19 protein-coding genes and 1 tRNA gene are annotated in these 25,716 nt (G+C 37.4%); 12 read left to right on the top strand and 8 right to left on the bottom strand.

From position 1 onward, the window contains the following. The first annotated feature begins 450 nt into the window (after positions 1–450). The 8 genes from CA730_RS07550 to purU all read left to right on the top strand — a co-directional run bounded on the left by CA730_RS07550 (position 451) and on the right by purU (position 9,198). On the top strand, positions 451–1,695 hold the full coding sequence (locus tag CA730_RS07550) for an FG-GAP repeat domain-containing protein (protein WP_096665825.1): 1,245 nt from the start codon (positions 451–453) through the stop codon (positions 1,693–1,695). 117 nt (positions 1,696–1,812) lie between these two features. Then, positions 1,813–1,950: a hypothetical protein gene (locus tag CA730_RS24195; RefSeq protein WP_157749928.1), complete on the top strand. Its 138-nt coding sequence runs from the start codon at positions 1,813–1,815 to the stop codon at positions 1,948–1,950. Between the two features lie 37 nt (positions 1,951–1,987). Then, on the top strand, positions 1,988–2,983 hold the full coding sequence (locus tag CA730_RS07545; RefSeq protein ID WP_096665822.1) for an ABC transporter ATP-binding protein: 996 nt from the start codon (positions 1,988–1,990) through the stop codon (positions 2,981–2,983). Beyond that, positions 2,984–3,796: an ABC transporter permease gene (locus CA730_RS07540; protein ID WP_096665819.1), complete on the top strand. Its 813-nt coding sequence runs from the start codon at positions 2,984–2,986 to the stop codon at positions 3,794–3,796. 86 nt (positions 3,797–3,882) lie between these two features. Next, positions 3,883–5,463, top strand: coding sequence for a GldG family protein (locus CA730_RS07535; RefSeq protein ID WP_096665816.1), 1,581 nt, complete (start codon positions 3,883–3,885; stop codon positions 5,461–5,463). Further along, positions 5,460–7,199, top strand: a complete 1,740-nt coding sequence (gene pabB, locus CA730_RS07530; RefSeq protein ID WP_096665812.1) for an aminodeoxychorismate synthase component I — start codon at positions 5,460–5,462, stop codon at positions 7,197–7,199. Before CA730_RS07535 ends, pabB begins: the two co-directional genes overlap by 4 nt. A gap of 138 nt (positions 7,200–7,337) precedes the next feature. Further along, positions 7,338–7,967 carry a DUF4340 domain-containing protein gene (locus CA730_RS07525; protein ID WP_096665809.1) on the top strand — a complete coding sequence of 210 codons (630 nt, stop codon included), beginning with the start codon at positions 7,338–7,340 and terminating at the stop codon, positions 7,965–7,967. A 355-nt stretch (positions 7,968–8,322) separates the two neighbouring features. After that, positions 8,323–9,198: a formyltetrahydrofolate deformylase gene (gene purU, locus CA730_RS07520; RefSeq protein ID WP_096665806.1), complete on the top strand. Its 876-nt coding sequence runs from the start codon at positions 8,323–8,325 to the stop codon at positions 9,196–9,198. 827 nt (positions 9,199–10,025) lie between these two features. Here purU and moaC read toward each other — a convergent pair. Beyond that, positions 10,026–10,520, bottom strand: coding sequence for a cyclic pyranopterin monophosphate synthase MoaC (gene moaC / locus CA730_RS07515; protein WP_096665803.1), 495 nt, complete (start codon positions 10,518–10,520; stop codon positions 10,026–10,028). A gap of 37 nt (positions 10,521–10,557) precedes the next feature. Here moaC and CA730_RS07510 point away from each other — a divergent pair. Next, positions 10,558–10,631 (top strand) — tRNA-Arg (locus CA730_RS07510). Positions 10,632–10,722: 91 nt separating this feature from the next. Here CA730_RS07510 and CA730_RS07505 read toward each other — a convergent pair. The 5 genes from CA730_RS07505 to CA730_RS07485 form a co-directional block, all read right to left on the bottom strand. Beyond that, positions 10,723–11,946: an MFS transporter gene (locus tag CA730_RS07505; RefSeq protein ID WP_096665800.1), complete on the bottom strand. Its 1,224-nt coding sequence runs from the start codon at positions 11,944–11,946 to the stop codon at positions 10,723–10,725. A gap of 44 nt (positions 11,947–11,990) precedes the next feature. Then, a complete protein-coding gene (locus CA730_RS07500) occupies positions 11,991–13,013 on the bottom strand; it encodes a glycosyltransferase family 2 protein (RefSeq protein WP_096665797.1) in 1,023 nt (340 codons plus the stop codon). A 374-nt stretch (positions 13,014–13,387) separates the two neighbouring features. Next, entirely contained in the window at positions 13,388–14,083 is a 696-nt protein-coding gene (locus CA730_RS07495) for a C40 family peptidase (RefSeq protein ID WP_096671350.1), read from the bottom strand. A gap of 470 nt (positions 14,084–14,553) precedes the next feature. Next, positions 14,554–18,414: an nSTAND1 domain-containing NTPase gene (locus CA730_RS07490; RefSeq protein ID WP_096665794.1), complete on the bottom strand. Its 3,861-nt coding sequence runs from the start codon at positions 18,412–18,414 to the stop codon at positions 14,554–14,556. 130 nt (positions 18,415–18,544) lie between these two features. Beyond that, entirely contained in the window at positions 18,545–19,846 is a 1,302-nt protein-coding gene (locus CA730_RS07485) for a P-loop NTPase fold protein (protein WP_096665791.1), read from the bottom strand. A gap of 113 nt (positions 19,847–19,959) precedes the next feature. On the opposite strand from CA730_RS07485, the gene CA730_RS07480 reads away from it, so the two are divergent. From CA730_RS07480 to CA730_RS07470, 3 genes are all read left to right on the top strand, one after another. Continuing rightward, positions 19,960–20,898 (top strand): serine hydrolase, encoded by a 939-nt coding sequence (locus CA730_RS07480; RefSeq protein ID WP_096665789.1) that lies wholly within the window; start codon positions 19,960–19,962, stop codon positions 20,896–20,898. 40 nt (positions 20,899–20,938) lie between these two features. Beyond that, positions 20,939–22,285 carry a hormogonium tapered terminus morphoprotein TftA gene (tftA, locus tag CA730_RS07475; protein WP_096665786.1) on the top strand — a complete coding sequence of 449 codons (1,347 nt, stop codon included), beginning with the start codon at positions 20,939–20,941 and terminating at the stop codon, positions 22,283–22,285. Between the two features lie 212 nt (positions 22,286–22,497). After that, entirely contained in the window at positions 22,498–23,157 is a 660-nt protein-coding gene (locus CA730_RS07470; protein WP_096665783.1) for a rhomboid family intramembrane serine protease, read from the top strand. 94 nt (positions 23,158–23,251) lie between these two features. On the opposite strand, the gene CA730_RS07465 is transcribed toward CA730_RS07470, so the two are convergent. Together CA730_RS07465 and CA730_RS07460 are read right to left on the bottom strand one after the other, a co-directional pair. Further along, complete coding sequence (locus CA730_RS07465; RefSeq protein ID WP_096665780.1) at positions 23,252–23,728, bottom strand: DUF1499 domain-containing protein; 477 nt, start codon at positions 23,726–23,728, stop codon at positions 23,252–23,254. 135 nt (positions 23,729–23,863) lie between these two features. Further along, complete coding sequence (locus CA730_RS07460) at positions 23,864–25,372, bottom strand: UbiD family decarboxylase (RefSeq protein ID WP_096665777.1); 1,509 nt, start codon at positions 25,370–25,372, stop codon at positions 23,864–23,866. Positions 25,373–25,716 lie beyond the last annotated feature (344 nt).

The following is a 25,716-nucleotide window of genomic DNA, read 5'->3' as shown; positions in this document are numbered from 1 at the left end:
TAGACTACTGATAAATGTTGTCAGGAAAATTGCTAATTTCAGTTATTTTAACCAATTTTTAATTTCCTTGACAATCCATGAGGACTTTTCGGGATGAGATGGTTACAGGACTTACGCAACTGGCACATTGGTAAGGTGCGTCAGATATCAATAATCTGTTTATTTGCAAAATTTATGCGTCTGACGCACCCTACGACAGATTTTTAGTAATTCCTATGTCAGGAAAATAGGATTTCATTTTTAAATGATGACATTGATAAACAGAATATAAAATATTTTTTGATTGTTTAGATATTACTTTCAAAATTAAAAGTTAGTGTTGATGAACATTATGTAAATGTCTATAAATAATGACATTGAATAAAAATAATTAAACAAATGTTTGTTGTTTACAGAATCTTTATATAAATCAAATTAAAAATGGATATTAATAAGTCATAAAAACAAGTCATGCCTGATCAATTATCTTTAGATACAAGAAATTACGGTTTACAAGCTCAAAATAAAATCGAGCAAGCATCACCACTAAGCACAGATTTAAATGCTCCACCTTTTGGCGGTAGAAGTTCTTCTATTACAGCACAAGAAGACCCATTAATACCAACAAATCCATTAGCTCAAATTCCCATTGGAGGCAGTGCTAACCCTAATCCTAATCCTTATTTAACCAGTGCAGCAATTGTTCCTGATTTCAATGGTGATGGGAAAACAGATAAACTTTGGGTAAATGCTCAAACTGGTGAAATTTTAGTTCGCTTGATGAACGGAACTCAAGTTTTAGAACAGGCTTCTTTGGGTAATTATGACTTAAATACCTGGGAATATAAAACTGCTGATTTTAATAGCGATAATAAGACTGATTTCTTATTACGCAATAAGACAACTGGTGATAATGTGATTGTGCTGATGGATGGCGCAAAAGTTTCCAGTTACTTGGCTTTAGATCGAGTTGATCCAGGTTGGAGTGCTAATATTGGCGATTTCAATGGCGATCGCAAAACTGATATTTTCTGGAATAATGCTACTACCGGTGAAAATGCTATTTGGCAAATGGATGGGACAACAGTAGTTAGTGCGAATGTTCTAGAAACTACAGCACCAGGATTGACTGCTACCATTGTTGATTTTGATGGTAATGGTAAGAGTGACATCTTCTGGCGCAATTCCACCACAGGTGCAAATACCGCTTGGTTTATGGATGGTAGCCAAGCCACTAAGTATGATCTCCAATCTCAAGATGCTTCTTGGACTTCTACTCTGGGTGATTTTAACGGCGACTTCAAAACTGATGTTCTGTGGCGCAATACCGCTACAGGCGAGAATAAGATTTGGACAATGAATGGCGTTTTTGTGACTGAAGGTGTTGTCAGCACATTGGGTACAGATTGGAGTGCGAGAATTGGCGATTTCAATGGCGATGGTAAAACTGATATCTTCTGGCACAATGCAGCTAGTGGTGCAAATACTGCTTGGTTGATGGATGGTACAGCGGTAAGTTCTGAAGCTTTCCTACCTAGCAATACTCCTGGTTTGACAGCATCTTTGGGCGATTTCAATGGTGATGGTAAGACTGATATTTACTGGCGTGATCAACAAACATCCGCAGATAAAACCTGGACTATGAATGGAACTCTAGCTACTGAAACTCCTGTTGCTGATACAGAGAAGCTGACTCCAGAATGGTATACAGGTTGATTTGGTAATTGATCTATGATCAATTTATAAGTACCACGACAGAATTAATTACATATTGGTTATTTACCAATTCTTTGCCAGTTAAGGATTTCAGCCCAGATTTTTGTGTAATTAATTTTGTCCAATTACTTATTAGGCGATCGCTCTTTTGATTTTACGAGTCAGATCCCCGACTTCTCTCAGAAGTCGGGGATTTTATTTATTGCTCATCGCTTTTTTGTTGCTGTCGAAGCTAATTACCCATTCTTTCGCTAAGATTGTGTGGGTATTCTCATGATTAGTAATTTGACAAATGATTGAAGTTGAACATCTGAGTAAAATTTACGGTTCTACAACGGCAATTACGGATGTTACCTTTAGTGTTGAACCAGGGGAAATTTTAGGTTTTTTGGGACCCAACGGGGCTGGTAAAACCACAACTATGCGAATTTTAGCTGGTTATTTACCTGCTACAAGTGGGACAGCCAAGATTGCAGGTTATGATGTTCATGATCATTCTCTATTGGTGCGACAGCGGATTGGTTACTTACCAGAAACTCCTCCATTATATCCAGAGATGACTGTGGAGGGTTTTTTACACTTTGTCGCTCGGATTAAGGGAGTTTCTTCAGGCGATCGCCGGACAAAGGTAACAGCAGCTATTAACCGTTGTAACTTAGAAGACAAGCGCAAAGTTATTATTCGTAAACTTTCTAAAGGTTATCGGCAAAGAGTGGGGATTGCCCAGGCGATCGTTCATGATCCTCCAGCTATTATACTTGATGAACCTACAGTTGGCCTTGACCCTCGGCAAATTATCGAAGTGCGGAACTTAATTAAAAGTTTAGCAGGAACACACACCATTATTTTGTCTACCCATATTCTCCCAGAAGTGAGCATGACCTGTAGCCGAGTTGCCATTATTAATCGAGGGCAAATAGTCGCAACTAATACTCCAGAAAATTTGATGACACAGTTAACAGGTGGGGCAGGATATGAAATAGAAATCGGTGGAGATGCCGCTTTAGCTAAACAAATGCTGCAAAATATAGCCGATGTCAGTTCAGTAGAATTAATGCCTAACCATCAGCAATTGTCAGAAGATCATACTTGCCTCAGAATAATATTGCAGCCAGGAACAGAACCAGGAAAAGAAATTACTGCTGCTTTAATTCGGGCTGAATTTGACTTATATGAAATGCGCCGGATCAATGCCACACTAGAAGATGTTTTCTTAGAATTAACTACAGCAGAAAAGAATTTACCAATGGAAATAACCCCAGAAATTGAAGAAGGAGAAGCTGCGTAAATGGGTATAGTTATCGCCAACATTATTGCTATTTATCGTCGAGAACTACAAAGTTATTTTGTTTCGCCATTAGCCTATGGAGTAGCTAGTGCATTTTGGTTTTTAGCTGGGTTATTTTTCGTGATGATTTTGTTAGGACCAGAAGGAATTTTAGTCACGGTTTCTGCTTATGATTTACAAGGACAACAAATGGGAGTTCCCGCCCCAACAATAGATGTTCCCTACGAATTTGTGCGGGCATTTTTAGATAGAATGGGGTGGTTAATGTTATTTGTATTACCGATTCTCTCCATGGGACTCTATGCCGAAGAACGTAAACGGGGAACTTTAGAACTACTAGCGACATCACCAATTACCAACTGGGCTGTAGCTGTGGGTAAATTATTAGCCGTATTGACCTTTTTCTTAACCATGATTTTACCCTTAATGGGATTAGAGGCGATCGCATTATCCAATTCTAATCCTCCCATATCCCCCATAATTCCTCTACTTGGTCATTTAGGACTACTCCTACTAGCAGCAGCAATTTTATCTTTAGGAATGTTTATTTCTTCCTTAACAGACAGCACAATATTATCGGCTGTCCTCACCTTTGCCCTCGTCATTTTGCTATTATTTATTGATTTAATTGCCAAAGCCATTCCCGGACAAATAGGTGAAGCCGTGAGTCATTTATCCATTCTCAAACATTATAATGCCCTAATTCAAGGCATTTTTGATACTAGCGGCTTGATTTTATTTGCCAGTTACATTGTCTTAGGTATTTTTCTCACCGCCCAATCAATTGATGCACTCCGGTTTCAACGTCAGTAGGCGTTTCCCCGCACTTGTAAGTTTCCCTGGTCTTGTATGTTTCCTCCAAATTGTATTTATTTCATCCGACTATTTCCCGTTCTCTAATGAATAAAAATAAACTTTGGCAACTTGTATTTTGGCTAGGACCATTCTTTTTAGCTGCCGGCTTAACCATTGGTTTAATATCAGAAAAATGGGGAATAATCCCTTTATTATTAACAATACTAGGTTTAGTAATTTGTAGCCTCTGGATAATCATCCAAAGCCAACAAAGTAAATGGTGGCAAAAACGTTCCACCCAATCTGGTACTAACGCCCTTATCGCCACCTTATCAGTATTAGTTATCTTAGGATTAATTAACTTTTTAGGTATTCGCTATCACCTGCGCCTAGATTTAACAGATAGTCAATTATTTACCCTATCCCCTCAATCAAGAGAATTAGTCAGTAACTTACCCGAAACCATGAAAGTTTGGTTATTTAGTAAAGAACAAAATCTCCAAGATCGAGAATTATTAGATAACTATCATCGTCAAAGTGACAAATTCAAATTTGAGTATCTTGACCCTCAATTAAAGCCAGGAATAGCCGAAAAATTTGGTGTCAAAGATTATGGCGAAGTTTATCTAGAATTTCAAAACAAACGGCAATTAGTCCAGATAATTAATGAAAATGAACGTTTATCAGAAATAAAATTAACTAATCGGTTACAACAAATCACCAGTTCTACAACTGCTAAAGTTTATTTTCTTCAAGGTCATGGTGAACATCCACTTACAGCTAGTAAAGGGGCAATTTCCCAAGCAATTAAAGCATTAACCGATAAAAACTTTACCACATCAGCTTTGAATTTAGCAGAACAGCCACAAGTTCCTGATGATGCTGCTGTTATCGTTGTCGCTGGACCTAAAAAAGAATTATTGATAGGGGAAGTTACAGCTTTACAAAATTATCTCAATCGTGGTGGTAACTTATTATTGATGATTAATCCCAATACTAACCCGAAAATAGACAATATTTTAAAAGATTGGGGTGTACGCTTAGATAATCGTTTGGCTATTGACACTTCTGGCGCAAATTTACAACTAGGACCCGCTGCTATTCTGGTGACAGAATATGGACAACATCCTATTACTAAAGATTTTGCTAAAAATATTTCTGTATATCCCTTAACTCGTCCTTTGGAAATTGATCCTGTTTCTGGTATCGAATCTATGGCTTTATTAAAAACTAAACCCTATCCCAACAGTTGGGCAGAAAGTGATCAAAAAAGTGAAAAATTAGAGTTTAATGAAGGTCAAGATCTAAAAGGACCTTTAACTTTAGGAGTAGCATTAACCAGAAAGTTATCAACACCAATTCCCACAAATTCACCAACACCAGTTCCAGTTCCTATAAATTCTCAACCTACTACTAAAGAATCCAGATTAGTAGTATTTGGAAATTCAAATTTTGCCGTTGATGGTTTATTTGAACAACAATTAAATGGAGATGTATTTTTAAACTCAGTTAGTTGGTTAAGTCAACAAGATCAACAACTTCTCTCAATTCGTCCTAAAGAACCGAAAAATCGCCGCATTGTTATATCAACCCTTCAAGCTAATTGGTTAACAATAGTTGCTGTGTTTTTATTGCCTTTAATTGGATTAATCACAGGATTTATTATTTGGTGGAAGCGCCGATGAAAAATAAATTAGTAATTCATGATGCTAAATTAAAACATTGGCTTTGTTTTCAAAATCCCGATGAAATTATCAAAGCTGATAGTATTGATCAAGTTGTTCCTAAATTGAAACTTGTAAATGATTTAATAGCCAAACATCAAATGTATGCAGCAGGTTTCATTAGTTATGAAGCTTCCACAGCTTTTGATTCCGTCCTAGAAACCCATTCTCCCGGTTCATTTCCCCTACTTTGGTTTGGATTATATAAAAAACCAGAAATTATTGAATTACCAAAACCAACCTTACCGACAGAATATCAACTCAATTGGGAACCTTCAGTTAGTGAAGCCGAATATCATCAGTCCATTAGTAAAATCAAAGAATATATTGCTTTGGGGGAAACATATCAAGTTAATTATACCTTACGACTAAATGCGCCCTTTAGTGGCGATAGTTGGGAATTATTTCTCAAATTAGTACAAGCACAAAACGCAGACTATGGGGCTTATATTGACATTGATAACTTTGCTATTTGTTCCGCTTCCCCCGAACTATTTTTTGATCTTGACGGTAATAATTTAACTTCTCGTCCCATGAAAGGAACAGCAGCTAGAGGTTTAACATTAGCAACAGATCATGATATTGCTAATCAACTACATTTTTCTGAAAAAAATCGCGCTGAAAATGTGATGATTGTGGATATGATTCGCAATGATATGGGACGAATAGCTAATATTAATACTGTCAAAGTTCCCAATTTATTCCATGTTGAAAAATATCCCACAGTTTGGCAAATGACATCCACCGTCACAGCCAAAACTACAGCTTCCATAAGTGAAATTATGGAGGCGTTGTTTCCCTGCGCGTCTATTACTGGCGCACCTAAAGCCCGGACTATGCAAATTATTCAGAAGTTGGAAAATACACCGCGCCGCATTTATACTGGATGTATTGGATTTATTAGCCCTCACCGTCAAGCGCAATTTAATGTGGCGATTCGGACTGTATTAATTGATAAGGAAAATAGTCAAGCTGAGTATGGAGTCGGAGGAGGAATTGTTTGGGATTCTGTAAGTAGTGATGAATATCAAGAATGTCAAATTAAAGCCCAAGTTCTCACCTTAAATCAACCAGATTTTTCACTTTTAGAAACGATATTATGGCAACCAAATCATGGTTATTTTATTTTAGATTATCATTTACAACGGTTGCAAGCATCAGCAATGTACTTTAATTTTAATGTTGATCTTAATAAGTTGAAAAAACAATTAGATGAATTAACAAAAACATTTGCAAATCAAGCTTATAAAGTACGGTTATTGTTAGATTATCATGGTGAGATTACACATCAAACTATACCTTTATATCCTGTGAATAATCTGGAGGTTGTTAAACTAGGTATGTGTTGCTTACCCGTTGACTCTAATAATCTATTTTTGTATCATAAAACGACTAATCGCCAAGTTTATGAAACAGCAAAAGCTGCTTTTCCTGATTGCGATGATGTTTTGTTGTGGAATGAAAGAGGTGAAATCACAGAAACTTGTATTGGTAACATTGTGGTAGAGTTGAATGGAGAATTACTAACACCTTCGGTAAAATGCGGTTTGTTAGCAGGGACTTTTCGCGCTGATTTACTTGCAAAAGGTAAAATCAGAGAAGAAATTATTGCGGTGGAACAGTTACAATATATCAATCGCATTTATATAATTAACTCAGTGCAAAAATGGCGAGAAGCGGTTTTAATTTCTAACTAATTAGATAATTTAAGTAGGTGAACAGAAAAATTTAAAGGTATGTGAAGAAAAGTAAAATCACTCAAAACTCTCTTCCTGTTCCCTGTTCCCTTGCCCCAACGACAATTTTTAACGCCCACCTACTTAGTAATATTCAACATGAAATTACCAAAAACGACTTTAATTTTAATACTTTTAGCCTTGGGATTAGGTAGTTTTGTCTACTTTCATGAAATCAAAGGTAAAAATCAGCAAACAGAAATAAAAACCCAAAAACAGAAAATTTTCGCTTTTAATGCTGATGATGTGCAATCTTTAACAATTAATTTTAAAGAAACAACATTACAAATAGAGAAAAGAAATACAACTGAAAAACCTCAATGGGAAATAAAATCTCCCATATCAACACTAGCAAATGATGCAATTGTTTCTTATTTAATGGATTTATTAGTTAAGGGCAAAAGTGAAAGAACAGTATCAGTTTCACCCACTGAATTGTCAGAGTTCGGTTTGGATAAACCTGTAGCTACTATTGATGTTAAACTAAAAAATCAACAAAGCCATCAATTGATTTTAGGTAAAGGTGATTTTAATAATCAATTTTTATATGCTCAAGCTGATGGTAACAAAAATATGAATTTATTGTTAGTGTCTAAAGATTTTGTGAATGCAGTTAATCGAGATATATCTGAATGGAAACAACGAGCGGAAAAGACTGATATACAGCCATTGCCTAGCCTTACTTCGCCAACTCCTACAAATAGTGTCAATAACCCGACTGGGAATTAATTCCCAGTCTCATAGCAAAAGTTGTCTTTTGATGACTAAAAATTCTAAAAAATCCCCAGTTTACTAAAGTAAACTTTGACTATTAGCCTAGAACTTAAGTGGGTGTAGAAACCAACAAATAAACCTGAAATATAACTAGGATTTACGCATTGACAAGATTCCCCAAATATGTGACGTAAATTTTATCCCTTGTAGGGTGCGTCAGACACGATATTTTGACAAAAAACAGATTCCCTCTATCTGACGCACCCTACTCAATAAGTTATTCCCAAAGCCGAAAACGACGCAATTTCGTTCATTCATATCATGGTAAATTAGTGAGCGTGCCTAAGTCCTAATAACTTTCAAAAATTCCATGACAAAACAAACAGCAACTTTATTAATTTCTTGTCCAGATCAAAGAGGATTGGTAGCGAAATTTGCCAATTTCATTTATGCTAATGGTGGTAATATTACTCATGCAGATCAACATACAGATTTTGAAGCTGGACTATTTCTAACGCGGATAGAATGGCAATTAAAAGGGTTTAATTTACCCAAAGATGTAATTACTCCTGCTTTTAATGCGTTCGCGAAGCGTCACGAAGTGTTCGCTCAACCCTTAAATGCAAAATGGGAATTACACTTTTCTGATACTCTTCCCCGCATTGCTATTTGGGTAAGTCGTCAAGATCATTGTTTATTTGATTTAATTTGGAGACATCGCGCTAAGGAATTTCATGCGGAGATTCCTTTAATTATGAGTAATCACCCTGATTTACAACCAATAGCTGCACAATTTGGTATTGATTACCATTACTTACCTATTACTAAGGACAATAAACAAGAACAGGAAGCTAAACAACTAGAATTACTGCATGAATACAAAATTGATTTAGTAGTTTTAGCCAAATATATGCAAATAGTTAGCGCAGATTTTATTGAAAAATTCCCCCAAATTATTAATATTCATCATTCATTTTTACCAGCATTTATTGGTGCTAATCCCTATCATCGGGCCTTTGAAAGAGGTGTGAAAATTATTGGTGCAACAGCCCATTATGCCACTGCTGACTTAGATGCAGGACCGATTATTGAACAGGATGTGGTGCGGGTAAGTCATCGAGATGAGGTGAATGATTTAATTAGAAAAGGGAAAGATTTAGAGAGAATTGTGTTAGCAAGGGCGGTAAGATTGCATTTACAAAATCGCGTTTTAGTTTATGGAAATAGAACTGTAGTTTTTGAGTAAATTTATTTAATAGGATTTACGCATTGACAAGATTCCCTAAATATGTGACGTAAATTTTATCCCTTGTAGGGTGCGTCAGACACGATATTTTGACAAAAAAACAGATTCCCTCTATCTGACGCACCCTACTCAATAAGTTATTCCCAAAGCCGAAAACGACGCAATTTCCTTCATTCATATCATGGTAAATTAGTGAGCGTGCGTAAGTCCTATTTAATCTGAATTATCTTAGTTTGAAAAGGCGATTAAAAATCGCAAGTTTTTGAGTTTGAAAAGGCGATTAGAAATCGCAGCTACACAGGCAAAACCCACCTACGTGGGTTAAAAATATCAATTTTTTATGAGTCCACGTAGTAGTGAATTATATTCGCCCAAAACTTTTAAAATATCATCTTCGCTATCGTTTCCATCATCAAAAAAAGCCGATGAGAATAATCAGGAAAGCAAATAAATTGATAATGCTCTTGACACTCTCCGGTCTAAAGACGCGGAGATTCTATAGAGAGTTTCAGTCTATATCCCTCAGTTATCCCAGTTTCAGGCACTGCCTTAAATATTTGGGTTCTTGCCCTGATTTCGTTGGACTTGGCGGGCGAAATCATATCTGACAAGCGTAACTTTCCGAGAGTCCCTCGGTAGCTTTTTAAGTCTTTAGTGACAATATAGTTGTATCACGAATATGGATTAAAATCAATGCAGGATAAATCCTGCCTCTAGCCTTCATCCCTTGTCTAAAGCACAGATGTAGCTTCCTAAGTCAGCTACATCTCCAAGGGTTTTCGGCATTTCCCTTGTAATAGTGTACTGATTTATTCAACAAATGTCAACTATCCCCAATCTCCAGACTTTCCACCTGTCTTACTGACTAAATGAATTCCTTCAATCTGAATTGATTTTTCTAAGGCTTTAGCCATATCATATAAAGTTAAAGCGGCAATAGATACCGCTGTTAAAGCTTCCATTTCCACACCTGTTTCTGCTTTGGTTTTGACGGTGGCATCAATTTGATAACCGGGTAGTTGGGCATCGGGGATAATCTCAACGGTAATTTTTTGCAACGGTAAGGGGTGACAAAGAGGAATTAAATTTGCTGTCTGTTTAGCAGCTATGATGCCGGCCAATCTCGCGGTGGCTAAAACGTCGCCTTTGGGAGTGTTTCCGGCTTGAATAGCGGCGAATGTCTCAGGTAACATTCGTACCTTACCAGTGGCTACAGCTTGGCGAATTGTGGCGATTTTGCCTGATACATCAACCATTTGAGCTTGTCCTTGGGCATCCAAATGGGTTAGTGGAAAAGAATTTGGAAAATTAGCTTGCGTCATTGGGAAAGTGTGTGCTATTATGAAATTCGTGAGTCAAGGGTGTGTAGCTCAGTGGACTAGAGCACGTGGCTACGAACCACGGTGTCGGGGGTTCGAATCCCTCCTCGCCCATTATCTGATTTTAAATGCACAAGTTCCTTTTTTGGAATTTGTGCATTTTTAATGGTTTCTGAATATGGGCGCAAGCCCTGCGCTCCTACGGTTATTTTACGGCATAGATATCTTCTGTGCGACCAAGGGCAAAACGCAGAGATTGAGGAATATTGCGGCTAGACTGGGTAATGAAGATGATCATGGCGATGACGGTTAAACTTGTAGTCAAACCAAACATATCTCGATAACCTAGTGTTTCGGCAAATGTACCAAGAATTGGACCGGCGATCGCTAAACCGATATCAAATCCCATTAAGGAAGCACCAAATATTCTCCCGCGTTCGTGGGGTAACGCCCTATCTGTCATCAATACAGAAATCATGGGAATAAGTGTACCAGAAGCAGCGCCTTCCATCAATGCTCCCAATAAAAACATGAAAGAGTTATTTGCTTGCCAAATGCAGATGACAGAGAATGTATAAGCTATCAAACTCATGGTGACAAATAAACCCCTTCCATATCTATCAGAAGCTTTACCAGTAAATAATCTACAACTAAAACTGGAGACAGCCGCCGCAGTAAAAAATAAACCTGGATTTAAATCAACTCCGGTTGATTTGATAAATAGGGAGATGAAAGTATGCAAACTACCTAAAGTCAAACCACTCAGGAGTAAGACGATAGCGGGAATCCGCACCCGATGACTAGTTAATATTTGCCAGAAATTATAATTTTTACTGTTAGTTGGTTTGGTGACAATTGGTGGATTAATAATGGGGATGATACATAATAAACCCAAGGAACATAAAGCCGCAGATGAGAGAAATAATGGTGTATAACCAGCAGTTGCTTGTAAAAATCCACCTATAGCCGGACCTATTCCCATACCTAAAGGATTCACCAAACTCATGTAACCAACGACTTCACCGCGACGGTGTTCTGGTGCTAAATCGCTGACTAAGGCAATGTAAGCTGTGGCAAAAGCGGCGATACTAATGCCATGAAAGGCACGAATTACCATGAGGGGGATAATTGATTTTACACATAAATATCCCAAAGGAGCGATCGCCGCCACAGACATTCCAATCAATAATACTATTTTACGACCCCGATTATCTGCTAAAGCACCCATTGACGGGCGACATAGTAACATCCCAATGGCAAAGCTACCCATGACAATGCCAATTTCTTGTTTGCTTGCACCAATATGTTCAATATATAAGGGTAAGGTAGGCAATAATGAAGCCAAACCTGACCAGAAAGACAGACCCGCTGCAAATAACATGAGCAGGTTTTTTCGCAGATTAGCGTCAAAAGTATCAAAGGCTTTCACGGCAGATGCAATAATGCAAAAAGTATTATTTCTCTATTGTTACGTTACTTAACATTTTTTGCCACAACTTCTCGCACCCGATAGATTGGTCGTCCTTGAGATTCATGATAAGTTCGCATCAGTAATTCTGCCAAAAGACCGAAGCAAAATAACTGGACTCCTGTTACCAACAGTAACACTGCCAAAATCAACAAAGGACGGCTACCAATATCTACATGAAAGGCCAATTTAATGAAAGTTAAATATATACCTATTCCCCCACCAGTAATCATGGAAATTAATCCCAACAAGCCAAAAACGTGCATAGGACGGGTGAGAAACTTCTTCATAAATAGAATAGTTAATAAATCCATCAATACCCGGAACGTCCGCGATATCCCATACTTACTTTGTCCAAACCGTCGCGCATGATGACGCACAGGTACTTCTGTAATTCTTGCCCCTTCGATATATGCCAAAGCAGGTAAAAAGCGGTGTAGTTCCCCATAAAGATTCATATCTGCCACCAATTCAGACCGATAAGCTTTCAGAGAACAACCATAATCATGAATATAGACGCTTGTAGCCCCACGAATTAACCAATTGGCAATTTTAGAAGGAAGCAACCGATTGACCGCCCCATCTTGGCGATTTTGCCGCCAACCACTAACTAAATCATAACCTTCATCTAACTTGGCTAATAACATTGGAATATCAGCGGGGTCATTTTGCAAATCAGCGTCTAAAGTCACAATTACTTTAGCTGTAGCATAATTAAAGCCCGCAGACATAGCCGCAGTTTGTCCATAGTTACGTCGCAAAATCACCGCTTTTAAATCAGTGCGAATTTGCGCTTGTGCTTTGAGAAATTCTGCTGTACCATCACTAGAACCATCATCTACACAAATAATTTCATAATTCAATTCACTAGCTGTGAGAGTCGTAGAAATGGCTTTTAGTAATAAAGGTAAACTTTCGACCTCATCTTTTATGGGGACAACTACAGATACATCTAAAATTGGTGATTGGCTTCCGCCGTGAGCGTCAGTCGAACGGTGATTAGTAATTGGTAATTGGTGATTGATCATTACTGATAAGTGATAACTGATAGTTAATTTTACATGGTTGGGAAGTTGATATAGGTAGCTCAAAAACCCCAACCCCAACCCCCCTGACAGGTGTAGGTTTTTTACATTCTGGTGAGGGCAAGACTTGGGCGACAAGGTGGACAAGGTGACAAGGGAGGAAAACCCTACAGGATGATGTTTTTTTTGGCAACAATAACACACCGTTAAAAGACTATTGTGCGGATAAAATCTTCCTTGTCTACGTTCCCTCCAAGTCTTCCCAGTCTTGCCTTCACAGACAATATTAAAAACCTACCCTTGTGAGCCCCCAACCCCCTCCTTGCTTGCGGGGAGGGGGCTATGATCTACTTTTATACATCCAACTTCTTTAAGAATTACGAATTACCAACATAACTTTTCACAACTCTACCAGCGCCGCGTAATTGTTGATAATAAGCCTGACTAACTTTGTCTCCTTGTTCCGAAAGTTGGTCAATACCAATACCGTTGCGTCCTTGATCTTTTCCTGAACTGTGAATATAGCAATTATTACCCAAATATAATCCCACGTGGGTAGCTTTTTGAGGAGTTCCAAAAAATATTAAATCTCCTGGTTGTAATTCAGTAATATCAATTGCTTGAGAAAAAGCTTCTTGTTGATAAGCGTCTCTGGGTAGCCAAATACCGACAGATTTAAATGCTGATTGCATTAAACCAGAACAATCATAATTAGGTGCAACTGTGCCACCCCAAAGGTAATAATTATCTTGTTGTTTTGCGGCTTGGGTAAAAGCGATAACTGTGGGTATGTGTTGTTGAATTTCTGCGGCTGAGATGAATTGGGGTTGATATCTTGTTTCTGTGGGTTGCAGAAACTGCAAATCTGGAAGTGATAACCATCCTGGATAGTCATCTTCACATAAACATACTGCAATTGCTTTATCTTGATGATTTGATATTATTTGTAAATGTCTTCCTGTGGCGGCTTGGGTCGCTAAACGGACACATTCAGGGGAATCATAGATATTTAGGTTAGTGTTACAGAAATATTCCGTTGTTGGGGAATGGGGAATTAGTAAGTTTATTGACATAAGTATATTGTCTGAATCAGGATTTACAGGATTTGAGGATGTACAGGATGGTAATTTATCATTTTTTACAATACCTTGTCCAAATTGAAAAAAGTCTTGATTTGTAGGTTGGGTTGAGGCACGTTCACGTTCGCGGAGCGTGGCGTTAGCCATAGTGTGGCGATAGCCATAACCCAAAAAATGCGTCGGGTTGCGCTGTCGCTTAACCCGACCTACAAAAAATGGACAAGGTATTGTTTTTATGTGAATATTTGGATGAATTTTCTTTTTGTCTGATAGCGAAGCGTGGCGTTAGCCATATCAGGATTTACAGGATTTGAGGATGTACAGGATGGTAGTTTATTATTTTTTATGTGAATGTTTAGATTAATTTTCTTATCATTAAAAAATCCTCACATCCCACCAAAAATAAAATCCTGTCAATCCTATCATCCTGGACATCCTGATTCTGACAAAAAATTCTGACAATTTCACACACCATCACACAACCGCCTATCCTTATCACTCAAATTAATCTGCGGATTGTGTAAATAATCCTTTAACCAATCACAACCATCCTTAATTACCCGATCTAAATCCCGCACAGGCCACAACCGCGCTGTTTTGTCATCGGATGCCGTAGCAATGGTTTTACCGTCGGGGCTGAAACTCACACTCCTTACCCAATCCTGATGCCCTTTAAATTCCTGGAGGAGTTGCCCCTGCAAGTTCCACAACCGCGCTGTATTGTCATTGGATGCCGTAGCAATGGTTTTACCGTCGGGGCTGAAACTCACACTCCTTACCCAATCCTGATGCCCTTTAAATTCCTGGAGGAGTTGCCCCTGCAAGTTCCACAACCGCGCTGTATTGTCATTGGATGCCGTAGCAATGGTTTTACCGTCGGGGCTGAAACTCACACTCCTTACCCAATCCTGATGCCCTTTAAATTGGATACGTTCTTTTATGTTGTCGAGGATATTATTTAAGGCATAAATAGGGCTAATGGTGGGATATTGATCCAAAGTCTTATTTTTAACTAATGTTTTTAAAGTTTTGCCATTCTGTACCGCAGATACTAAAGATGGTAACTCTTCAAGTTGGAATTGTCTTAAAACATTGACTCCACCTTGTTCTAGTTTGGTAACTAGCAGGGCTTCTTTCTTAGCTGCATCTGCTTGAATAAAAGTTTTTTGAGCCTGTTGAGCTTTATTTTCTGCTTGTTGTTGTTGTATCTTTGCTTGTTGTGATTTTGTTTCCGCAGCTTTTATATTATCGTTAGCTGTTTGAATTTTTGACTCTGCTTCTATATTTTTCTGTTTTAGTGTTTCAGCTTGTTTATTTACTTCGTCTAACTTAGTTTTAGCTGCTAATAGATTTTCTTGTGCTTTTTTAGTATTCTGTGCTGCTAACTTAAATTTATTTTCTGCTTTTTGTTTATTTTTCTCTGCTTGTTGAGATTGTAGTTTTAGATATTGGGTTTGACTTGCTAATTTTTGCGTTTGTGCTTGTAATTCAGTTTGTTTTTCTTTAGCAACATTAGTTTCTCTCAACTGATTCATCCCATAAACAGAAGCCATACCCGCAACTATTACCAAACCCACAGCTAAACCAGAACTTAATTTTAATCTTTTTTCTCCTTCTTGAATTTTTTTATCAGCTTCAATTTTTGCATCCTCTACTAGCTGTCTAGCTTCCTGTTCCTGTTTTAATTTTTCTGCTGCTAATAACTCATTTTGTTTTGATAGTTCTAATTCTGCTTCGGCTTTAGCTAATTTCGCTAATAACTCATTTCCCTGTTGTTGACGAATAAACTCCACCAAATAATCATGAACTAATTGATATCTATCCGCAGGAGATTCTGGTAACAGTAACACCAAACCCGACGCAACGAAAATATTTAAGACTAAATCCAGGTTTTCACTTGCTTCTCTTAACTGTGTTACTAACTCAGCGCGAGTTCTTAAAGGTCTGGTAAAATTTTCATCGGTAAGTAAATATAAAACCAGTCGTGCAACTTGTTCATTTTCTGCACCACAGTCTTTAATCACATCTTCTAAAAACTTCTCTACTAATTTTTCCTTTTTACCAAAATCTTGATATTGTTTTAAAGTAGTAATTTTTTCAGTTTGTAATTGTGTTCCCACAATTTGTAATTCAATTGGTCTAATTTCTCCAATATCCCCCGCTAAATCTTTAACCAATTCATCAATTAATGCTATTTGTAAATAAAAGCGGGTTTTTTCGGTGAGAGTTTTAATTACAGTTTTAGTATCTGTGGGAGAAAAGTTACCCAAATAATAACGAATATTTTTATCCAGAATGTTATTATTAGTTACTGTTAAATCACACAAACGGTCTAATTCTAATAAATAATGTAAATAATCTTCTCGTAAAGAAAGGACAATTTTCACAAAAGGAATATCTAAACAGACTCGTAAAAAGTCATAAAACGGTTTTCTTTGTTTTTGGTCATTATTCACAAAGAAAAATTCTTCAAATTGGTCAAATATCAAAACGGTCAATAAATTTCTATCGGCATTTTTTCGCAATTGTTGAATAATTGTAACCGTAGAGTGTAGAGACGTTCTATGGGTAGGGATTCTCGTCTCTACATTTAATTTGGATAATGTTTGTACATTTGATTTTAAGGATTCTCCTAAAATTTCTACCCAATTTGTATAAACCCTTAAAAGTATCGGTAAAGCGTCACGTTCTCCAATAGGTTCTTGTTGTAATGCGGGAATTAAACCACCTTGTAAAATCGAACTTTTACCAACTCCAGATTGTCCATGAATTACAGTTAATTTATCTTGAGTTCCCGCAATTCTTTCTCGCAACCTTTTAACATCTTGTTCTCTTCCAGAAGCAGAAATTTCTGGTGCTATTGTTCCTATATTGTCAATTTCTGCATTTGCAGAATTAATAACTTTGCGTTGGGGGTTTAAATAAGAAGCACCAACAAAAGCGCGAAAACCATATTGTTGTTCAGTTTGGAGTTGTTCTTGTTTCAGATTAAATGATTTTAAATATTCTTTTTCTTGAAAATATAGCGAACTTAATTTTTTTAATATATCAATATATAATTTAGGGTCATATTGAGGAAGACTTTCATTTTTAGTAAATTCTAAAATTTCAATTGCTATATATATCTCCCCTAAACCTATATGAGAAAGTGCCATAAATAAGCGATATAAACTGCGTTCATGAGATGGTACATGAGGAAGATTGCTTAAAATTTCTAGGGCTTTTTCGGCATTTTGATTTGCTTTTAGCCATTCTTTATTTTCTAAAGCTACTTCTGCGAGAAAACCATAATTTTTACCTAACCCCCTAACCCCCTTCCCTACCAGGAAAGGGGGAATTAAAGCCTCTCTCCTACAAGGAGAGAGGTTTTCATATAATTTCAATGATTTTTGAGCAAGTTTTTCTAAATCATTCCATGCTTTTTGCTGTCGTAATATTTCTCCTAAACAGTTGATATATTCAACAATTAAATCTAACCTTACTGCTTGTTCAAAAATATCTAAAGCTTGCTGTAAATTGTCTCTAGCATTTTGCCAATCTTCCTGATCTTCGGTATTACTAATTTCTGCTTTTCGAGTATAAGCTAAAGATATTTTAACCAATGTTATCCCGTGACTTTCTAAATTATGATGACTTTGCCAAAATTGCAAACTTCGTTGATAATAAATTAAAGCATCATCTAAATGATCTTGTTGATATTCCCGTAAACCAAAAGCCAAATTTAAACCTGCTTGTATTTCTGGGTTTATATCTTCTCCTCTATTTTGTAAATCCTGACGTGCAGATTCTATTTCTTGGTAAACTTGAGGACTGGGAATAACATCATTAGTAAATATTTCTTGTGTTGTTTCTTGCAATAAATTAACTAAATCATCAGTATCATTTTCAAAATCTAGAATACTCCCCCAATTTTCTAAATCTGGTGCAACTCTAATAATTTTTCTGAGAATTTGATCATCTATCCAAATCAAAATCGGAAAAGGACAGTTTTTTCTAAATTCCTCTCGACTTTGGTTAGATAAACTCAAAACTGCATTAATGTTTTTCACACAATCTAAACCAGAAATCATTAAAGCTTGTGGTTGTTCATTTCCCAATTCTTGAGAGATTTGATTATACAAACTTTTAACTGATTCTGTTAAGGTTATTTCTCTAATTGGTATAGAAGAAACTTGGTGAAGTTGTGCTGATATTTCTTGACGTAATTTTGCATAATTGCAACGCAGGAAAATCAGTGATAATTGACCTTGGGAGAAATTAATTGCCCTTAATATAGTTCGTAACGATTGATTATTATTCTCAGGAGGACTTTCTGAATTATTCATGGTGTTGATTTTATCATTTTAGTTAATATGTTTCACCCCCCTTAATCCCCCCTTCACAAAGGGGGGAAACCGGAATCTAGTTCCTTCCCCTTCACAAAGGGGAGGGTTAAGGTGGGGTAAAACCCAGACATTACATTAATTCCTTTGATTCTATCAAAATTGGATTAATATCAAACCAAGAACCATCTTCATCTCGATATTCAAATACAAACATACTCCGGAGTAAGATATCATATTTTTCATCACCATTATAGGTTTTTGTTGTCCATACTTCTTTGAGTAATTCCCATTCGTCAGGTGTAATTGCTAAATTTAACTCATTACAACGTTTTTTAATGACTGTTTCTAAACATTTTCGAGAAATTGGGGTATCTTCCATTTGCAAACAACGAAATAATAACATTAACAAGTTACGCAAATGACCACCACTAACTTTACAAAGTCTTTCCAATGTTTCGGGACTATCAAATATTTCTATAATTAAATTTTGACCTTCTGACCAATTTACATCAGGAAAAGCTCTTTTCATGATCATTTCTTGCAGTAGTGTAATTCCTGCTAGATAATCCGCACCTGTTCTTTGTTTAATCGCTACCATTGGTAACACTTTAGGATCTACTCCAAAGCGATTTGTTAATCTTCCTAATGCGTTAGAAAATATAAGAACTAGGGGAATTGTATAAACAACATGACATTTTAATTGATTTAATTGTTCACCCCGTTCTACAAATAGATATTCTGGTTGATATTGACCATTGGGTTTAAGTGCATTATCTATCCTATCTAGGTTATCAATAATTACTGCTAAACCTGATTTACCTTGTTTTTTCAATCTTTCTTGTGCAGGTACAAGTAATTCTTTATTAATTGATTCTAAAATTCCATTAGTTCGCGGTTCTAAATAATGTCGTAGTTGACTCCGCAGTTTCGGACTATCTTTAGTTTTGGCGGTAATTTTGGCAATACCTACTGATAATTCTGCTTCTACACCAATATCCAAGGGTGTTTGTAATAGTTCAGCTATTTCTGTAAATAGATTTTGAAAATATCCTGGTTTGAGTTTAATTTGTGCCGCTTCTAAACTTTGACTAACTTCTCTAGCTATTGCTAGTAAAATATCTGTAATATCAATATCTCCTAAATCTAAACTTTGACTAGATTCAAAATAAACTACATGAAATCCCTCTTTTTGTAACTCGTCTTTTAACCGCAACAATTCGGTGGATTTTCCACAACCAATATGTCCTGTAAATAATTGACAAGTTGGTGTTTCTGGAGAAAGCAGGGTAATAGTTCTTTTTAATTCTCTAATTATTTCCGCACCCCGCACCTCGGAAAAATCAATATAATATTGTCTATCTTCAGCTTTGCTTTTATCAAGGGTTTTATTTGGATTGCAAGCTTGATAAAATCTTGTTAAATCAAATGTCATGACAAATTACCTGAAATCAGCCTAATCATAGTTATTGCTTCAGTAATTATACAGGTAATGATAGGATTAAGCCAGAACCTAGACTCTTAATACCATAAGGACATTATTTACAAATGGTTTTTTTTAATCAAGACCAACAACTAGAAAATATCGGTAATCAAATTTTAGAGGCAACTTGGGCGAAATTCTCCACTTTAGCGCCCAATCAAATTGGACTCACTTGGGTTGTATATGATCATCCTGCACCTGTGAATACGGGTGGTGCGCTGACTCCTAATGCTTTTTGGGAACATCCGGTGCGGGGTTTTAGCTATCGGGGGGGAGAACGGATTTATCCGGCCAGTGTGGTGAAGTTATTTTATCTGGTGGTGGTGCAAGAATGGCTAGAGAAAGGAATGAGTCATGCTTCGGGAGAGTTAGACCGAGCTTTGAGGGATATGATAGTTGATTCTAGCAATGATGCGACTAGTTTAATTGTGGATATTGTCAGTGGAACTACTTCAGGTCCACAATTATCTCCTGGTCCTTTTGAAACTTGGAAATATCAACGCAATATTATTAATCGTTATTACCAGTCTTTGGGCTGGGAGGAGATGAAGGCGGTTAATGTCTGTCAAAAGACTTGGGGTGATGGTCCCTATGGACGGGAAAGGGCTTTTTATGGGGAGATGTTTGAAAATCGGAATATGCTGACGACGGATGCAACGGCGAGATTGTTACATAGTATCGTGGGTGGGGTGACGGTTTCGAGTGAGCGATCGCAATCTATGATGAATTTACTCAAACGCAGTATTAAGCCAGAAGAGTTAACTCAAGATGGGGACGAGAACCAAGTTACAGGCTTTTTAGGCGGTGGATTACCTGAAAATAGTCAAATCTGGTCAAAAGCAGGTTGGACAAGCACAATCCGTCATGATGCGGCTTATATTGAATTACCGGATCAGCGTCCTTATCTGTTGGTGGTGTTTACGGAAGGGAAAGAACAAGCTAAGAGTCGGGAAATTTTGCCTTTTGTGTCTAGAAGAATTGCAGAAGCGATCACTAATTTATAGAATTGCAATTGCTGGGACTTAACAACGGAAATAGGTGAAAATGGGACGGATTTTTATTTCTGCGGCACATGGTGGCACAGAAGCGGGTAAAAATGACCCCGGTGCGATCGCTGGTGGCACAACGGAAGCAAAGGAAATGATACTTTTGCGGGATTTGGTGGTGATAGAACTGCGGACTCGTAATTTAGAAGTTTTAGCTGTTCCTGACGATTTAAGTGCGGCTCAAACTATTGCCTGGATTAATTCTCGTGCTAATGCCAAAGATGTAGCCTTAGAAATTCACGCCAATGCGGCTAATAATCCAACTGTGCGCGGCGCAAGTGCATTTTATATTGCCAAAAATGATCAGCGCAAGCAAAATGCAGAAATGTTATTGATGGCACTTTTGCGTCGTATCCCCCAATTACCCAATCGCGGAGTAAAACCAGATACAGATAGTGGCTTGGGTAACTTGCAATTTTGTCGTCAAACAGCGATCGCCGCCATATTACTAGAAGTTGGTTTCCTTAGCAGTCCCGAAGATCGGGCTTTATTACAAAATCGTCGTCGTGATTTTGCCATCGGAATTGCCGAAGGACTAACTACTTGGAGTCAAGCAAATAATCCTCAACAACCAACAACCGAAAATTATCCCAGTATTAACATTAATATCAATGGACAAAATTACTCAGAACAAGGACTATTAATTAATGGTAATGCTTACATCCCCATTGATTTAGTAGATCGGTTACGGATTAATATCTCAAAAACAATTAATTTACGCCGAATTACCTATCGGCAAATAGTTTATATCAAAGCCGTAGAACTTCGAGAATCGAATATTTCTATTGGTTGGGATAGCACCTCACGCACAGTAGAACTACGCTCAATTTTAGCAGTTTGTCCCGGACAATTTGAACAACTTATCTCCAATGGCAATACATCAGAAGGACAATTACAAGCATTTCTAAAAATCAATAATGAAAGTGCCATTACCCAATTTCCTGATCTTCCCAAACTATATCGAGAAGAAGCAAGCATTGAAGGCATAAATCATGACATTGCTTTTTGTCAAATGTGTTTAGAAACTGGATTTTTACGTTTTGGGACTGACATTAAACCCCAACAAAATAACTTTGCCGGCTTGGGTGGAGTTGGAGGTGGTGCTGAAGGAGCATCATTTCCCAGCGCCAGAATTGGTGTTAGAGCGCATATTCAACATTTAAAAGCCTATGCTAGTTTAGAACCTTTAGTCCAGCCAGAAGTAGATCCTCGATTCCGTTTTGTTACCAGAGGTATTGCTCCCTCAGTTAATCAATTATCAGGGCGCTGGTCTGCGGATTTAGACTACGGCATCAAAATTATAGCTATTATCAGAAGACTCTATGAATCAGCAAATCTTTTGTAATTAGGTAACAGGGATTAGGTAATATAGGATCACTTGAATAAGATACATCTTAGCCCCCTCATCGCTTGCGGGTTGGGGGTGGGGTTCTTATATCTCACTCAACCGATAAGCACTATAGGATAAAAATATTCTTTATTCTTCATTTTTCCTTCCTGACTCCCAACTACTGACTCCTGTTATAGTGATATTAATAATGATTAGGAACAATATTTGTGTTTCCCCTCTACGATGAAAACCCGACCCGAATTACGCCATATTTTACCTATGGTTTAATTGGCATGAATATTCTAGTTTTTTTCCATGAAATAAGTTTGTCGAATTTACAACTAGAACAATTTTTTCAATTGTATGCGGTAATACCGCAAGAATTAACAATCAACTGGAGTGGAGAGTGGACAACCTTGTTTACCTCACAGTTTTTGCATGGAGGTTGGTGGCACTTAATATCCAATATGGTCTATCTGTGGGTATTTGGTAACAATATTGAAGACCGCTTAGGGCATTTTAAATATCTATTGTTTTATTTAACCTGTGGTGCTATAGCTGCTTTATGTCAATGGTTTATTGGTATGTACTCCACTATTCCTTCCTTGGGTGCAAGTGGGGCAATTTCTGGAGTTTTAGGTGCATACTTAATCTGGTTTCCCCACGCAAGAATTACCACATTAGTCTTCCTCGGTTTTTTCATCACCACAATTAATATTCCTGCATTAGTAGTTATTGGTATTTTCTTTATACAAAATCTTATCGCTGGTTTTGCCAGTCTCCAAGCAGCAGCTAAAATGAGTGTAGAAACGGGAGGAGTCGCTTATTGGGCGCATCTTGGAGGTTTTGTTGTGGGAAGTATTTTCGCCCTGGGAAATAGAGAATAGAGAATTGGTCATTGGTCATTAGTAATAAAATCTCTATTCTCATCCTGTTAATCCTTAAATCCTGGAAATCCTGATTCAGACAAATTAAATTACATTAAATATTCAAATCCCGTAAAGCTAACCGAATTTGTTCTAAGCGTGTGCGGTTGACACCAAAATCAGAATCTCCTACACGAGATGCAGAACGGATATGAATAACTGACTTATCGCTAGGAAAATAAAACTCCACATCATCAACAAACTTGAAAATACGACTTTTAGAAATTGCATGAATATAATTATCTGTTTGTGATACAATTGTGGTGCGGGGAACAACAGTCAGAACTTTGAGTAAAGTTTCTCTCGCTTTATCTCGTTCTATATGATAGGTAATCGGTTCAATAGCGTGTTTAGCATCAGCATTTTGACTGACAACACAATTAGGAGAACTTGGACAAGAACTAAGATTACCTGACTCAATTCCTAAGCTAGAAGCTGAAGCAGTTGCAGGAATTATGAAACTCAGAATTAAAGTTAGGAATATCGAGAAGATAATCCTTTGTAGTTGAGTGATTGTTGTTAAATTGGACATAATTCAGTTAATTGTTATATTCTGTGATTTTCTGTATATTATCAGCTTTCTATACATTATCATCAAATTAGGTTTTTCAAGTTTCTGATCTTCAAATCACACTCCCCTCCTGATAAAGAAGGGAAAGCGTGAGTGTTACCTCATATCGTAACCAAATAAATTAGGGTCAACTTCTCCTAATTGTAAATCGGCTAAACCATATTCTTGCCAACGTCTTTCTACCATTTCCGCAACATCGGGATCTGATTTTAATGGTTCACCCCATTCATGTTCTGTTTCTGGAGGAATTTTTGTAGTGGCATCTATGCCCATTCTCCCACCTAAACCAAGTTTTTCACTAGCAAAATCTAACGTATCAAAGGGAGTATTTGGTAATATAAATACATCTCTGGTAGGATCAACTTTGGAACTAATTGCCCAAACTACTTGACGGGGATCACGAACATTGATATCTTTATCAACGACAATCACAAATTTTGTGTAGGTGAATTGTGGTAACGCACTCCAAAACGCTAAAGCTGCTCGTCGTGCTTGTCCAGGATAGGCTTTATCTATGGAAATAATCGCAGCTTTGTAACTTAACGCTTCCATTGGTAGGAAAAAATCAACTATTTCTGATACTTGTTGCCGTAAAATAGGGGTGTAAATGCGGTTAAGAGCGATCGCCATCATGGCTTCTTCTTTCGGTGGCAACCCGCTAAATGTGGTAAGATAAATTGGATCTTTGCGGTGTGTCATACACTGAAACCGCACCAAAGGCGAATCTTCCACACCGCCATAATATCCCATGTGGTCGCCGAAAGGTCCGTCCGGTAAAACTTCCCCCGGTGTAATTGTGCCTTCTAAAACAAATTCGGAATCTGCGGGGACTTCTAAATCTACGGTTTTACATTTGGCTAAGTTAACTCCAGAACCGCCATACAATCCAGCAAATAACCATTCTGATAAATCTACAGGAATGGGTGTGGCTGCTGCCATAATGATTAAAGGATCTACACCCAGAGCGATCGCAACTTCTAACTTTTTACCACGTTCTGCCGCTTTGCGTAAATGTCTTGCACCACCTCGCACCGATAGCCAATGTACAGTCATAGTATTATTAGACTGTAACTGTAAACGATACACGCCTACATTAGGGATTCCCGTCTCACAATCCTTAGTAATTACCAATCCTAGCGTAATAATCTTTCCGGCATCTCCCGGATAAGGACGTATTAAAGGTAACTTATTTAAATCTAGATCATTCCCTTCAATTACCACCTGTTGACAAGGCGGAAAAAAGTCCCTTCCCGGTTTAGCTTTCACCACGTCAAACAGCACTTTACCAAAATCTATAGCTTGGGAAATCTTTTTCGGTGGTTTGGGTTGCTGAAGCATACTTAGCTTCTTTCCCAAGGTTTCCAACTCCTCTGGTTTTTCCATGTTCATCGCCCAGCATATCCTTTCCACAGTCCCCATTAAGTTAACTGCGACGGGAAAAGATGCACCTTTGACATTCTCAAATAGTAAGCCTGGACCACCTTTTTGCAGCATTCGGTTGGAAATCTCCGCAATTTCCATATCTGGATCAACCAAAGCTGAAATTCGCTTCAATTGCCCTCTTTCTTCTAGAATTTTAATGAATCCCCGTAAATCTCGCGCCATTGTTTTGTTTTAATTATGAAGAATTGTAAAGCTATTTTTATTTTAGTCTTGATTTGGATAAGTTGACTTTTTAGTACAAATATACTATCTTGAGGAAGAGAGGGATTTTTCTCACGCAGAGACGCAGAGGCGCAGAGAGGGAAATCCGGTTTTTAATTGATAAAAGTTAGGGGGTTTTATGTCGAAGTTAAATCACCAAATTTCTCTGTTAGAACTTATCCAAATTTTATCTGAATATCGTCAACATATCATTTTGAATTTATATAAGTTAAAGGAAGATTACCAGCGAACTGGGATTAAACTTGTGAGAGGTGTTAGAGATAGGACTTACGCAAGTGTCACAC

Origin of the sequence: Dolichospermum compactum NIES-806, assembly GCF_002368115.1 — a bacterium.
Lineage (GTDB): Bacteria > Cyanobacteriota > Cyanobacteriia > Cyanobacteriales > Nostocaceae > Dolichospermum > Dolichospermum compactum.
This window is presented reverse-complemented; position numbering and strand designations above follow the sequence as displayed.